We start from the raw sequence: 13,622 nt of genomic DNA, 5'->3' as shown, positions 1-13,622 counted from the left end.
CGACTCGGTCGCCGGCCCGCACCCCCTTCTTTCCCTCGCGGAGGTACGAGATGGCCGACAAGCTGAACTACCGCATCGAAATCACCGGTCCTGCCGGTGACCGGTTCGCCGAGATCCTCACCCCGGCCGCGCTGGAGTTCGTGGCCAAGCTCGACAACGCCTTCGCCGGACGCCGCCGCGAGCTGCTCGACGAGCGCCGCCGTCGTCGCGAGCGCGTGCAGTCGGGGGAGGAGCAGCTGGACTTCCTGCCGGAGACGCGGCGCATCCGTGCCGACGACAGCTGGCACATCGCGCCGCTGGCGCCCGGTCTCGAGGACCGCCGCGTGGAGATCACCGGCCCGACCGACCGCAAGATGACCGTCAACGCTCTGAACTCCGGCGCGAAGGTCTGGCTCGCGGACTTCGAGGACGCGACTTCGCCGACGTGGCACAACATCGTCGACGGCCAGCTGAACCTCTTCGACGCCATCCGCCGCAACATCGACTTCACCACCGAGTCCGGCAAGCGCTACACGATCGGCGAGGACCCGGCGACGATCGTCGCCCGCCCGCGCGGCTGGCACCTGGTGGAGAAGCACATCCGCATCGACGGTCGCCCCCTGGCGGCGAGCCTGGTCGACTTCGGGCTGTACTTCTTCCACAACGCGCGCCAGCTGATCGCCCGCGGCAGCGGCCCGTACTTCTACCTGCCGAAGCTCGAGAACCACCTCGAGGCGCGCCTGTGGAACGACGTTTTCCTGTTCGCGCAGAACGAACTCGGCATCCCGCGCGGCACGGTCCGGGCGACGGTTTTGATCGAGACGATCACCGCGGCGTTCGAAATGGACGAGATCCTCTTCGAGCTGCGTGAGCACGCTGCCGGCCTCAACGCGGGACGCTGGGACTACATCTTCAGCGTCATCAAGAACTTCTCCGAGCACGGCGCCGACTTCGTGCTGCCGGACCGCGCGCAGGTCACGATGACGGTCCCCTTCATGCGCGCCTACACCGAACTCCTGGTCCGCACGTGCCACCGCCGTGGCGCGCACGCGATCGGCGGCATGGCGGCGTTCATCCCGAGCAAGGATCCTGGCGCCAACGCGACGGCGTTCGAGAAGGTCCGCCAGGACAAGGAACGCGAGGCGGGCGACGGGTTCGATGGCTCGTGGGTCGCGCACCCGGGTCTGGTTCCCGTCTGCCGCGAGGTCTTCGACGGCGTGCTGGGCGGCTGGCCCAACCAGCTGGGCCGGCTGCGTGAAGACGTCGACGTCACCGCCGCCGATCTGCTCGACGTCGCGTCCGCCGGCGGTGAGGTGACCGAGGCCGGCGTTCGCGCCAACATCAACGTCGCCCTGCGCTACATCGACTCCTGGCTGCGCGGTACGGGCGCCGCCGCGATCCACAACCTCATGGAAGACGCCGCGACGGCCGAGATCGCGCGGTGCCAGGTGTGGCAGTGGATCCGCAACGGCACGAAGTTCGCGGACGGCACCGCGCTGACTCGCGAGCTGGCTGTCGAGTTCCTGGACGACGAGTTCGAGTCGGTCCGCGCCGACCTGCCCGCCGGCCACCGCCTGGACGACGCCCGCGCCATCTTCACCGAGACCGCCCTCGGCGAGAAGCTCCCCAGCTTCCTCACGACGAGCGCCTACGCCCGCCACCTGTGCGACGCGCGGTGACCACGCTCCGGCCGCCCCCGACCTGACCGGGGGCGGCCGGTTTCCCCGCACTGCTTTTTGGGACGGTGCGGCGAGACGGGTCCGGTGGCGGAGGCTCCCCGCCACCGGACCCGGGTTTTTGTCTGTTGCCGCCCAGTGGCTATGTGCTGGTGGGCGGCAGTTCTTGGTCTTTCGCCCGTGGGCGACTATGGCTCTGTCGCCGTTAATCGGCGACCGCTCTTGGGTCGCTGTTTCGCCGCGCCGGACGATCGCCGTGCGTACCCTTCCGACCGCGTCGGGGCAGGTACGGCTCGCCGTTGGGTGGCGATTTGTCGACGACGGCGCCGGTTGCCATTTAGTGGCGACGGCCCGGCCGGCCGTTCAGCGGCGAATTCGCGACGCCCGCATCGCCGCCCAACGGCGAATCCCCGACGCCCTGCTGCTCAGCGACGTCATGACGGCGCGATTGGCCGTTCAGCGGCGACATGACGACGCCCGATTGGCCCCTCAGCGCCGAGGTACCGACGGCCCGGCTGGCCGTTCAACGGCGAAGTCCCGGCGGCCCGACTGCCGTTCAATGCCGACGTCACGATGGCGCGATTGGCCGTTCAGCGGCGAAGTCCCGACGGTGCGATTGGCCGGTTCAACGGCGAAGTCGCGGCGGCGCGGCTGGCCGCTTGAGGTGACGTCACGATGGCGCAGCCGGCCGTTCAACAGCCAAATCACGACGCCCGACTGACTGTGCGGCGACGAATCCCCGACAGTCTGATTGGCCGTTCATCGGCGAATTCAGGGCCGCGGGTTATCGCCGCGCGGCCAACAGCGTCGCCGCCGCCGCGCGGGCCGTGCCGGCCTCGCCGGGGTCGCCCTTGATCGCGGCGAGCACCGTGGCCCCCTCCATGAGGGAGAAAAGCTGGTCGGCGAGGTCGTCGTCGGCGACCAGCCGGCGCAGGTACGCGCGCACTTCGTCCTTGTGGTGGTGGATGGCCGCGGCGACGCCGGGCGCGAGCGTCCCGAACTCGCCGAAGGAGTTCACGAACGCGCAGCCCCGGAAGTCGGGCTCGCTGAACCACTCGTGCAGCCAGTCGAAAACGGCCAGCGGGTCGTCGCCCCGGGCGGCCACGAAGTCGCGCAGCGACCGGCGCCAGCGTTCGTCGCGCGTGTTCAGGTAGGCGGCCACGAGGTCGTCCTTCGACGGGAACACCTGGTAGAGCCGCTTGAGCGAGACGCCGGAGCGGCTGCGCACGGCGTCCATGCCCACGGACTGCACGCCCTGGGCATAAAACAGGTCTTCGGCGGCCTCGAGTAGCCGTTCGGTCGCTTCCGCGGTGTTCACGTCGTGTCCCTCTGGTGTGGAGAATCAACGTTCTCTATGCTAGCCGAACCAGGGAGAACGCACGTTCTCCCGTGATCCGCGCAGGAGCCCGCCATGACACCGCGTCCGCCGTTCCCGCCGTTCGACGAGAACACCGCCCGCCAGAAAGTCCAGGCCGCCGAGGATGCCTGGAACACGCGTGACCCCGAGAAGGTCTCGCTCGCCTACACCGAGGACTCCGTGTGGCGAAACCGCGACCAGTATGTCGTCGGCCGCGCGGAGATCGTCAAGTTCCTGACTCAGAAGTGGGAGCGCGAGCTCGACTACGCGCTGCGCAAGGAACTGTGGGGCTTCCGCGGCAACCGCATCGGCGTGCGGTTCCAGTACGAGTCGCACAACGCCGAGGGCCAGTGGTTCCGCAGCTACGGCAACGAGCTGTGGGAGTTCAGCGACGAAGGCCTCATGCGCCGCCGCGAGGCGAGCATCAACGACCGCCCGATCGCGGAAAGCGAACGCTGGATCTTCGGCAAGCGCCCGGAATCCGAATACGGCAAGGAGTTCCCGATCTTCTGATCCTCGGCCGTGAGCGAACGCGCGTGATTTCTCCCTGACGTGCCGCCAGGATCCAGTCATGAGCCTGGGATTCAGCGGAGAAGTCACGGAGTTCTACCACCGCTATCGCCGCGGCTACCCGACGGCGGTGTTCGATGCGATCGCCGCCGAGTTCGCCCTGGCCGGGGACGACGTGGTCCTCGACCTCGGGTGTGGCACGGGACAGCTCGCTTTGCCGATGGCCGCGCGGGTCCGCGCGGTCGCGGGCATGGACCCCTCACCCGACATGCTTTCGCGCGCCCGCCGCGCCGCGGCCGACGCGAGCGTGACCAACGCGTCGTGGCTCCTGGGCGGCGACACCGACGTCACCGCGCTGAGTTCCCTGCTCGACGGGCTCGGCGCCGTCACGATCGGGCAAGCGCTGCACTGGATGGACCACCCGACGTTGTTCGCCGCCGTGAAGCCGATGCTCCGGCCGGGCGGCGGCATCGCGGTGGTCACCAACGGTTCGCCGCTTTGGCTCCAAGACAGCGACTGGTCGCGAGCGCTGCTCGACGTGCTGTCCGACTGGTTCGGCCACCCCCTCACGGCGGCCTGCGGAACGGACGACGCCAGCCAGGACCGCTACCGCGCCGCACTGACCGGCGCCGGCTACGACGTCGGCCTCCGCACCATCGACTACACGGGCGACCTCACCGCCGACGAGATCATCGGCGGCGTCTACTCGGCCATGGGCGAAGACGACTTACCACCCAGCGGCGAACGGCCGGCCTTCGAGAACCGCATCCGCTTGGCGATCGAGCCTCACGCGCCGTTCAGCGAACCGGTGCGCGTGACGATCCTGACCGGCCGCGTGCCCTGAGCCTCGTCGCCACTGAGTGGCAACAGATCACCGACAGCAGGATTTCGCTGGTCAGAGGCCGGTTTCGGCCGGACTTCCGAGCTCGGCCAACTCCGTGGTGACGGCGTCGAGGTGAAGGGGGCGAAGGTCGTTCACGTCCATCCCGACGTTCAGCTGCCGGCCCCGCTTGCGCCACGCGCTGTGGACGTGACCGTGCAGCAGCCACAGCCCCTCGTCGGGCAGGCGGTACTGCGACCCGCGGTCCTCGCCGACATGGTCGCCTTCGTAGGGGAAATGGCTGAGCAGCACGTTCTGCCCCGCGATCCGGCGGCGCGCAAACGCTTGCACCGTGGCGAAATGATCCAGCCACGCGCGTTGGTGCCGATGCGCTTGGCGCAGCCCCGGCCACGGCTCGTCGTGGTTGCCGGTGATGAGGTGGATCTCGCCGTTCAACTGCCGAAGCGTGTCGGAGAATCGCGCCAGCCGGCCCATGCCGACGTCACCCAAGTGCCAAACCTGGTCGCCCGGCCGGACGGTGGCGTTCCACCGCTCGACCACGAACTCATCGTGCTCGGGCGGCGACTCGAACCCGCGCAGGCCGGCCACCAGCTGGGGGTCGAAGTGGGTGTCGGCGGTGAACCAGACGTCCATGATCGGGCTTCTCCTCATTGTCGACGTCGGCCCATCGCCGGGGTGGCGACGCACGCATACCTTGCGCCCTGAACCGCCGATCGTGCCAGGGATTTTCGCCGTTCGGCGGCGATCGTCACTGTCCGTTGTGGATAGTGGGATGAAGGTCCCCTTCATCCCTTCCCGAGGAGCCGCATCACGGTCGCGTCCGACACCTGGGTGAAGTCGACGTACCAACGACCCACGGCACTGAATCGCCTCGGCGCGGCGACGGCGATGAACTGGTCCACCTCGCCCTCGAACTCCGCGACGGCGTCCGGCGCGCACACCGGTACGGCCAGCACCACGCGTCGCGCGTCGCGAAGGTCGCGGACGGCGGCCATCGCGGTGACACCGGTCGCCAGTCCGTCGTCGACCACGATCACGTCGTGGCCGGCCACCGCGACTTCCGCGCGCCCGTCGCGATAGGCCGCCAAACGGCGACGCGCCTCGGCCCGCTCGAGCGCACACGCCGGCTCCATCGCCTTCGGCGTGAGCCCGAACGCGCGCAACGCCGGCGTCGAGTAGTAGGGCGGCCCCTCCGCCGTCACCGCGCCGACGCCGAACTCTCGCCGCCCAGGCGCCCCGATCTTCCGAGCGACCACGACGTCCAGCGGAGCTCCGAGCACCTTGGCGACCTCGGCCGCCACCGGCACGCCCCCGCGCGGCAACCCGAGCACGACGGGCTCGACCCAAGGTTGCCTGGCCAGGATTCGCCCGAGTCGCCGTCCGGCGTCGATTCGATCGAAGAACAACGTCCTCACCACGGTCTCGTCACCGGCCCAGGCAGGGCGGAACGCGGATCGTTGAACAATCCATGGGTCGAAAAACGGCAAAAGACTGGCGCACAACGCATCCCGACGACAGCCGGAACGAGCCCGGCCGCGTGGTCGATGAGCGGCGACACCATGCGTTCCACATTCCCGCGACGCAGCCGGACGAACCGGTCACTCGCCGCGTTCGGGTAGGCCTACGTACTGCTTCCGCTATTGTTTCGCGCGCGACGACCAACGGATGCTTCGAGCACCCCACCGAAAATCCAAGGAGCCGTCGTGACCGGCAGATCCAGAGCCGTCGTCGCTGCTTTACTCGCCGTTTTCGCAGTTGCTCTCACCGCGGCGCCGGCGGTTTCGGCGCACTCGAAAGCGCACGCGTACGCCGCGTGCGTCTGGCCCTGCCACTTCTGACGGCGGGCCGATTCAGAGTTCGAACGCGTTGCCCGTCGCGATCTTCGGGCGTCCCAGCTCGATCGGTTCACCCATGCGCGCGCGCCGGTAGACCTCCGCGGTCGCCTCGGCGATGCGTCCCCAGTCGAAGTCCGCCGCGAGGCGCGACTGGGCCGCTCGCGCGCGTCGGGTCGCGGCGACGGCGTCGCCCAGGACGGTCGTGACCGCCGTGGCCAGACCCGCGACGTCGCCCGGTTCGAACGCCAGGCCCGTCTCCCCGTCGACGACCACCTCGCCGAGTCCGCCCGCCGTCGACGCGACGAGCGGCGCCTTCGCGGCCGCGGCCTCCAGGGCGACGATCCCGAATGGCTCGTACCGGCTCGGCAGCACCACCGCGTCCGCCGCGGCCAGCAGCGCGCGCAGGTCGCGGTCGGGCAGGTGACCGACGAAGTCCACCGCGCGGCGAATCCGCAGCTTGCGCGCCTGCGCGACCAGCTCGTCGTGGTGTCGTCCCTTACCGGCAACGACCACCCGAGTGCCTGGAAACTGGCGACGGATGCGGGGGAGCGCGGCCAGCAGGTCCTGCACGCCCTTCTCCCACTCCAGCCGGCCGAAGAACAGCAGGAACGGCGCGCCGTCGGGGCTGTGCCGTTCGCGCATCTTCGCCACCTCGGCGGCCGAGACGCGCCAGCTGCGTTCTTCGATGCCGTTGTGGATCACGGTGACGTCGGCGGCCTCGATCTCGAACAGGTGCGCCACTTCCTTGCGCATCGCCTGCGAGCACGTGATGACCGCGTCGGCGCGGTTGGCCAGCCACCACTCGACGGAGTGCACCTGCTGGTTGAGCGGGTGCGAAAGCCAGCCGGAATGCCGGCCCGCCTCGGTCGCGTGCACGGTGCCGACGAGCGGCACCCGCGCGGCCTCGGCGATGGCGATCGCCGGGTGGGTCACGAGCCAGTCGTGCGCGTGGACGACGTCGGGCTGCCACGTGCGCAGCAGGTCCTGCGCGGCGCGGATCATGGCGTGGCCCATGGCGAGCGTCCAGGCGACGAGGTCGCGCTCGAACGTCAGGTGCATCGGGTCCTCGGCCACGCGGATCAGCCGCACGCCCTCGACGTCGCGGTCGCTGCGCGGGTGCGTCGACGCGTCGGTGCCGGCCTGGTGACGGCAGAGAACGACCACGTCGTGGCCCTGCTGGGCGAGGTGCCGGGCCAGCGCGTGCACGTGCCGGGCGAGCCCGCCGATGACCACGGGCGGGTACTCCCACGACAACATCAGCACGCGCATGGCCAGAGGTTACTCGCCAGTCGCTTCCGCCGGGCGGCCCGGCTGTCGCCGCCTTCGAACTCTGTCACCATCGGAGGTGATGACTTCCAGTCAGCCCGAGTGGCAGCGCGCGGACCCGCCCCTGACGACGCCGTGGACCGACCTCGTCAGCCCCTCCGACGTGCTCTCCGGCTACCCCAGACCGCAGCTGAGGCGGCCGCGGTGGCTGAACCTCAACGGCGTCTGGGACTACGCAGGGTGGCCGTCTTCGCCCGAGGAACCCCGGCCTGTCGGCTACGGCGAGCGCATCTTGGTCCCCTTCGCGCCGGAATCGGCACTCTCCGGGATCAACCGGCGCGACGAGGTCCTCTGGTACCGGCGGTTGTTCGTGGTCCCGGACGACTGGCGTGGCGAACGGGTGCTGCTGCACTTCGGCGCGGTCGACCAGACGGCGAAGGTCTGGGTGAACAACCAGCTGGTGGTCACCCACGAGGGTGGCTACACGGCGTTCCAGGCGGACGTCACCGATGCGCTGCGTGCGTCCGGGCCTGAGGAACTGACCGTTCGCGCCGAGGACCGCACCGACATCTCGCCGTTCCCGCTCGGAAAGCAGCGCAACGCCCCGGGCGGCATTTGCTACACGCCGACGTCCGGGATCTGGCAGCCGGTGTGGCTCGAACCGGTGCCGTCCGACCGGATCGAGGACCTGGAGATCACTCCGGACCTCGCGGGCTTCACCGTGTTTCCGCAGGTCAAGGGTGGCGCTCAGGTCGAGCTGAGCGTTTCGCCACCCAGCGGCGACGAGATCGTCAGCGTCCGAGGGGCCGCCGGCACGAGGCTGCGGGCGGACGTCCCGGAGCCCCACTGGTGGACTCCCGACGACCCGTATCTCTACGACCTCACCGTGCGCCTGCTCGACCACCACGGCGAGGTGCTCGACGAGGTCACCAGCTATGGCGGCCTGCGCACCGTGGAGCTCGTCCCGGACGCCGCCGGCCGCCCCCGCATCGCCCTCAACGGGCGGATCACCTTCCTCTACGGCCCGCTCGACCAGGGCTATTGGCCCGACGGCGGCTACACCGCGCCCACCGACGACGCCCTGCGGTTCGACCTCGAAAAGACGAAAGAGCTCGGCTTCAACTTCGTGCGCAAGCACGTGAAGGTCGAGCCCGCGCGCTGGTATCACTGGGCCGACCGGCTGGGGCTGCTCGTGTGGCAGGACATGCCGTCGCTGGTGGTGTCGTTCGACGGGCCGCCCGGGCCGGCGCCGGACCCGGTGCCCGAAGGTAAGGAACGCTTCGAGGCCGAGCTGCGGGAAATGGTGCGGCAGTTGCGCAACGTGCCGTCGATCGTCGCGTGGGTGCCGTTCAACGAGGGCTGGGGCGAGTTCGACACGGCGCGGATCGCCGAGGTGGTGAAGGAACTCGACCCGACTCGCCTCGTCGTGGCCAACAGCGGCGTCAACTGCTGCTTCTCCCGCACCGACGTGGGTGCCGGCGACGTTTACGACGACCACACTTACGTCGGCCCCGGCGAGCCGCGCGTGCAGGACCACCGCGCGCTCGTCGACGGCGAGTACGGCGGCCTCGGTCTCGTCCTCGACGACCACCGCTGGCCCGGCCCGCCCAACGCGTACGAGATGACCGCTGACGCCGAGCACCTCACGCGCCGTTACGCGGAGCTCAGCGCCCGACTCGAGTCCCTCGTGGACGAACTGGGCCTCTCAGGGGCGATCTACACCCAGACCACGGACGTCGAAAACGAGGTCAACGGCCTCCTCACCTACGACCGCCGCTTGACCAAACTCGACGCGGACGTCGCGGCGGCCCGCAACCGCGCTGTGATCGCCCGCGGCTCGTCCCCGGCCGTCGAATCCGCCCAGGAGCAGCAAAACCCCAGCTAGAGACGTTTCGCCACTGAACGGCGACACGGAAAAAGGGCGGGAACCCCAACGGAGTCCCCGCCCTTCGCCGGCTGTAAAAATCAGGCAGGCAGCACAGCCTCGATCGCCTTCACCACGGTGTCGTCCTCGGGCTCGGTCCGCGGACGGAACCGGCCCACGACCTCACCGTCGGAGTTGATCAGGAACTTCTCGAAGTTCCACTGCACGTCGCCCGCTTCACCCTCGGCGTCCGCAGTCTGGGTGAGCGTGGAGTACAGCGGGTGACGGTCGTCGCCGTTCACCTCAACCTTCTCGAACAGCGGGAAGGTGACGCCGTAGGTGGTGGAGCAGAACGTCTGGATCTCGTCGGCCGTCCCGGGCTCCTGGCCGGCGAACTGGTTGCACGGGAACCCGACGACGGAGAAACCCTTGTCGCCGTAGCGTTCCTGCAGCCGCTCCAGGCCGGTGTACTGCGGGGTCAGGCCGCACTTCGAGGCGACGTTGACCACCAGCAGCGCCTTGCCGCCGAGCGCGCCCAGGGTGGTGTCCTCACCCGAGAGCGTCTTCAGCGGGATGTCGCGAATGCTCATTCCTCGGTGTCCCTTTCACTTGTGTGGCAGCAGCTGCCGTGCGTCCAGCTGTCCGAACGGTCCATCGGCGCGGCGGTACTCCGCCGCGAGCTCGTGCGCGCGGGCCCGGTCGCCGGAGCGCAGCAGCCCGGCGAGCTCGTCGAACCGCGAGGTGTGCACGCGGGCGCGCCGGCGCGCGTAGTCCGCGGCGGAGTCCTTGGTGACCATGAACGCCCAGTCGCTCGACAACGCCAGCATCGCCTCCGCAACGGCCTGGTCGGCCACGGTGTCGCGAGCGGTCCCCCCGTGCTCCCCGAAGTGCCCGGAAACGAGGTCCAGCAAGCGTTTCTGCAACGCGGTGTTGTCCTGCACCATGTCGGCCACCTGCTCGCCGTCCCACACGCGCCAGTCCTTGCCCGAGCCCCACGACGACGCCGGCAGGTCGATCGGCGCCCCCACGTGGCCGGCTTCCAGCGCGCCCTTCAGCGTCGTCACGCGCACACCCGCCTCGGGCAACGCACGCAGAACGCCCTCAAGCCACGCGGGACCCTCGTGCCACCAGTGCCCGAACAGCTCCGTGTCGTACGCCGCGACCACCAGCGACTCGCGCCCGTGCTGCTCCCGCAGCGAACGCAGCCGCGCGACGACCGTGTCGACGAAGTCCTTCACGTGCGTACCGAGCACACCGGCCGCCAGCGCCGGGTCGTACGGCGCCTTCTCGTGCGGCGGCACTTGCTTGCCGGTGACGCGCGAAGCCTTCAACCCCACTTCGTGCGCCCACGTGTGGAAATCGCGGTACGCAGCGTGGCCGGGGTAGCCGGCTTTCGGCGACCAGACGCGGTACGTCACTTCGAGGTCGCGCCCGAAACACACCACGTCCGAGGAGCCGACCGTTCGCGCCGCCGACGTGTCGCCGTGCAGCGACGGCCCGTCGACCAGGAACCGCTGCACGCCGGCCGCCGCGTAACCGCGCTCCATGCCGGGCTCGTAGCCGCATTCCGGAGCCCAGATGCCCTCCGGCCGCCGCCCGACGCGCAGCTGCGTATCAGCCAGGCCTTCGCGCAGGGCGAACGCGCGGACGTCCTCGTCCAGCAACGGCTGGAACGGGTGCGCGAGCGGTCCCCCCAGCAGCTCGATCGTGTCACTGTCCACAAGCGACCGCAGGATCGGCGAGAACCCGTGGCGCCAGCGCGTCTCCAGCTCCTCCGTCGCGCGCGCGGCCGTCTGGTGCTCGGCCGCGGCCAGGTCGCGCAGGAGCGGGTCGCCGCCCCACAGCGTCGACGCGTGCTGCGCGCGCAGCTGCCAATGGCCGAGCCAGTCGTGGCACGCGCGGATCGCGTACGGATCGTCGAGCTGCGCCGCGAGCACGGGCGTCATGCCGAGCGTCAGGACGTCGCGTCGCCCCTCAGCGGCGAAACGCTGCAGCAGGTCGACGACCGGCAGGTACGAATGCGCCCACGCCTGGTAGAGCCACTCCTCGCCGACGGGCCAGCTGCCGTGGTGCGGCAACCAGGGCAGGTGGCTGTGCAGCACGAGGCAGAACGTGCCTTCCGAGGCGGGCGGAGTCACGGGCGCACCGCCACCGCGACCAGATCGAGGCTCGCGTCCAGGTCAGCACCGCGGACGGAGAAGTCCTCCGCCCCGATCGCCGCGAGGTCGGCGAGCAACCCCGCCGGCCACACGGCCTGCCCGGGCAGCGAGCCCATCACCACTTCGAGCTGCGCGTCGATGATCGAGCCGCCGTACGCGCGTTCCAGATCCTGCAGCCGGTCCCCGTGATGCAACCCTTGTAGCATTTGGACGGCGAACCCGGCGGCGCGCAGCAGACCGTCCAATTCGGACGGTGCGAGCTCCCGCGTGTGGAACGGGTTCAGCGGCGTGTCGGAGTCCGGCGTGAACGTGAGCCGGTTCGGCGTCGTGACCAGCAGTTTCCCGCCCGGCCGCAGCACGCGGAAGCACTCGGCGAGGAACCCGTCCTGGTCCCACAGGTGCTCGATCACCTGGAAGTTCGCGACCACGTCCACAGATTCGCCCCGCAACGGCAAATACGCCAGGTTCGCGCGTGCCACCGCGACCTCCGGGTACCGGCGCGCGACGTGCTCCGTGGTCGGCACGTCGTAGTCCAGCGCCAGCACGCGTCGCGCCGTCTTCGCGATCAGCCCCGCGCCGTAACCCTCACCGCAGCCCGCCTCCAGCACGGTCGCGCCGGCGCAGTGGGGGCGCAGGGCGACGTAGGCGGCTTCGTGGCGACGGAACCAGTAATTCTCCTCGGGGATGCCGGGGACGGTCCGTTCGCCGGTGAGGTGAAGTGCCTCGGCCCGGGTGGCTGCGTTGGTCACCTGCGCGACCCTAGCGCGTGTCACGTTCCCGACCGCCGTCTCGTTCCAGCCCCATGCAACGGACCCTCACGCGCGTACTGCTGGTGCTGCTCGGCGTCGTCACGGCGGCGACGGGGCTGTGGCCACTCCTGTCGCCCCTGGGCTTCTACCAGGACTTTCCCGGCTTCCGCCACGGCTGGGTCAGCATGGACGGAGCGTTCGACGAACACCTCATCCGCGACTTCGGCGCCCTCAATCTGGCGCTGGCCGCGACGCTGACCGGCGCCGCCGTGATCGGCACCACAGCCGTCGCGCGCCTGGCGGCGGTCGCGGCGCTGCTGTTCGCGGCGCCGCACTTCGTCTACCACCTCGGGCACGTCGGCCACTTCGCGACGGTCGACCGAGTAATGATCCTGTCAACGCTCGCGTTGGGCGTGCTGGTGCCGCTCGTCGTGCTGCTCGTACCGGGACGGAAGCCGATCAGCTCGGCGACACCGTGATGCTCAGCGCGCCCGGGCCGACGTGCGCGCCGATCACCGTGCTCGCGTCGCCGACCACGACGTCCGTGATCCCGGGGATGCGGTCCCGCAGGCGTCGGACGACCTCGGTCTCGTCGGAGCCGAAGCGCGTCACCGCGATGTCCACGCGCTGGTCGCCCGCGGCCTTCACCGCGAGGTCCACCAGACGGTTCATCGCGCGTTTCGTGCCGGGAACGCGCGCCAGCGGCGACACTTCACCGTTACGGACGGTGAGCAATGGCTTGATCGAGAACGCCGTGCCCACCAACGACTGGGCGGCTCCGACGCGTCCCGTGCGCCGGAGGTATTCGAGCGTGTCCACGTAGATCAGCTCAGTGGCGGCGCGAACGCGGCGCTCGGCGGCTTCGAGCACGCGCGCGAGCTGGCCCCCGGCGCCGGCGACGCGCGCGGCCGACACCGCTGCGTAACCGAGGCTCATGCTGGCCGTTCCGCTGTCGATGATGTGCACGGGGATCCGGACCTGCTGCGCCGCCTCGCGGGCCGCCTGCACGGTCTCCGAAAGGCGGCCGGAGATGTGCAGGCTGACGATGGCGGACGCGCCGCGTGCGGCGGCGTCCTGGTACGTCCAGAAGAACGCACCCGGGTCGGGCGGCGAGGTGGTGACGCTGTGGCCGGTTTTCATGGCGGCGATGAGCTCGTTGCGGTCGAACCGGTGTTCGTCGTCCGTCTGATCCCCGACGTGCAGCTGAACCTGCACCACGCCGATGCCCCAACGGGCGGCGAGTTTGTCGGGCAGGCACGAGGTCGAGTCCGTGACTACGGCGATGTGCGCGGGCATGGTCGGGGAGGTTAACGCCTGTCGGCCTACTGCCAGTAGCCCACCGTTGGTCCGATCGGGCGAGCGGTGTGCTGGACGGGTTAACCGGCG

At 69.9% G+C, this 13,622-nt stretch carries 13 protein-coding genes; 5 read left to right on the top strand and 8 right to left on the bottom strand.

From position 1 onward, the window contains the following. The first annotated feature begins 50 nt into the window (after nucleotides 1–50). Nucleotides 51–1,658 carry a malate synthase A gene (aceB, locus tag ACFY1H_RS21095; protein WP_386948610.1) on the top strand — a complete coding sequence of 536 codons (1,608 nt, stop codon included), beginning with the start codon at nucleotides 51–53 and terminating at the stop codon, nucleotides 1,656–1,658. A 781-nt stretch (nucleotides 1,659–2,439) separates the two neighbouring features. Here aceB and ACFY1H_RS21090 read toward each other — a convergent pair. Further along, nucleotides 2,440–2,973, bottom strand: a complete 534-nt coding sequence (locus ACFY1H_RS21090; RefSeq protein ID WP_366579254.1) for a TetR/AcrR family transcriptional regulator — start codon at nucleotides 2,971–2,973, stop codon at nucleotides 2,440–2,442. A gap of 93 nt (nucleotides 2,974–3,066) precedes the next feature. On the opposite strand from ACFY1H_RS21090, the gene ACFY1H_RS21085 reads away from it, so the two are divergent. Together ACFY1H_RS21085 and ACFY1H_RS21080 are read left to right on the top strand one after the other, a co-directional pair. Beyond that, the gene (locus ACFY1H_RS21085) at nucleotides 3,067–3,525 is read left to right on the top strand and encodes a nuclear transport factor 2 family protein (RefSeq protein ID WP_366579256.1); all 459 of its coding nucleotides are present in this window, start codon (nucleotides 3,067–3,069) and stop codon (nucleotides 3,523–3,525) included. 58 nt (nucleotides 3,526–3,583) lie between these two features. Further along, on the top strand, nucleotides 3,584–4,366 hold the full coding sequence (locus ACFY1H_RS21080; protein ID WP_386948606.1) for a class I SAM-dependent methyltransferase: 783 nt from the start codon (nucleotides 3,584–3,586) through the stop codon (nucleotides 4,364–4,366). A 51-nt stretch (nucleotides 4,367–4,417) separates the two neighbouring features. Here ACFY1H_RS21080 and ACFY1H_RS21075 read toward each other — a convergent pair whose 3' ends face one another. The 3 genes from ACFY1H_RS21075 to ACFY1H_RS21065 form a co-directional block, all read right to left on the bottom strand. After that, nucleotides 4,418–4,996, bottom strand: coding sequence for a metallophosphoesterase family protein (locus tag ACFY1H_RS21075; RefSeq protein ID WP_386948603.1), 579 nt, complete (start codon nucleotides 4,994–4,996; stop codon nucleotides 4,418–4,420). A gap of 152 nt (nucleotides 4,997–5,148) precedes the next feature. After that, nucleotides 5,149–5,781 (bottom strand): phosphoribosyltransferase, encoded by a 633-nt coding sequence (locus ACFY1H_RS21070; RefSeq protein WP_386948600.1) that lies wholly within the window; start codon nucleotides 5,779–5,781, stop codon nucleotides 5,149–5,151. Between the two features lie 432 nt (nucleotides 5,782–6,213). Then, entirely contained in the window at nucleotides 6,214–7,467 is a 1,254-nt protein-coding gene (locus tag ACFY1H_RS21065) for a glycosyltransferase family 4 protein (protein ID WP_386948597.1), read from the bottom strand. Between the two features lie 79 nt (nucleotides 7,468–7,546). Here ACFY1H_RS21065 and ACFY1H_RS21060 point away from each other — a divergent pair, with 79 nt between their 5' ends. Next, complete coding sequence (locus ACFY1H_RS21060; protein WP_386948594.1) at nucleotides 7,547–9,349, top strand: glycoside hydrolase family 2 protein; 1,803 nt, start codon at nucleotides 7,547–7,549, stop codon at nucleotides 9,347–9,349. Between the two features lie 80 nt (nucleotides 9,350–9,429). On the opposite strand, the gene ACFY1H_RS21055 is transcribed toward ACFY1H_RS21060, so the two are convergent. The 3 genes from ACFY1H_RS21055 to ACFY1H_RS21045 are packed head-to-tail and all read right to left on the bottom strand — an operon-like array spanning nucleotide 9,430 to nucleotide 12,236. Further along, nucleotides 9,430–9,918 carry a glutathione peroxidase gene (locus ACFY1H_RS21055; protein WP_386948591.1) on the bottom strand — a complete coding sequence of 163 codons (489 nt, stop codon included), beginning with the start codon at nucleotides 9,916–9,918 and terminating at the stop codon, nucleotides 9,430–9,432. A 15-nt stretch (nucleotides 9,919–9,933) separates the two neighbouring features. Continuing rightward, on the bottom strand, nucleotides 9,934–11,466 hold the full coding sequence (locus ACFY1H_RS21050; RefSeq protein ID WP_386948588.1) for a 1,4-alpha-glucan branching protein domain-containing protein: 1,533 nt from the start codon (nucleotides 11,464–11,466) through the stop codon (nucleotides 9,934–9,936). Continuing rightward, entirely contained in the window at nucleotides 11,463–12,236 is a 774-nt protein-coding gene (locus ACFY1H_RS21045; protein WP_386948585.1) for a methyltransferase domain-containing protein, read from the bottom strand. Before ACFY1H_RS21045 ends, ACFY1H_RS21050 begins: the two co-directional genes overlap by 4 nt. Nucleotides 12,237–12,289: 53 nt before the next feature. Between ACFY1H_RS21045 and ACFY1H_RS21040 the strand changes: the two genes are divergently transcribed. Next, the gene (locus ACFY1H_RS21040; RefSeq protein WP_386948583.1) at nucleotides 12,290–12,715 is read left to right on the top strand and encodes a hypothetical protein; all 426 of its coding nucleotides are present in this window, start codon (nucleotides 12,290–12,292) and stop codon (nucleotides 12,713–12,715) included. Here ACFY1H_RS21040 and ACFY1H_RS21035 read toward each other — a convergent pair. Continuing rightward, a complete protein-coding gene (locus tag ACFY1H_RS21035; protein ID WP_366579276.1) occupies nucleotides 12,696–13,532 on the bottom strand; it encodes a DegV family protein in 837 nt (278 codons plus the stop codon). The genes ACFY1H_RS21040 and ACFY1H_RS21035 overlap by 20 nt on opposite strands. Nucleotides 13,533–13,622 lie beyond the last annotated feature (90 nt).

It is taken from the genome of Amycolatopsis sp. NPDC001319 (assembly GCF_042896185.1).
GTDB lineage: Bacteria > Actinomycetota > Actinomycetes > Mycobacteriales > Pseudonocardiaceae > Amycolatopsis.
The sequence above is the reverse complement of the archived record's forward strand: the minus strand, read 5'-3'. Positions and strand labels throughout refer to the sequence as shown.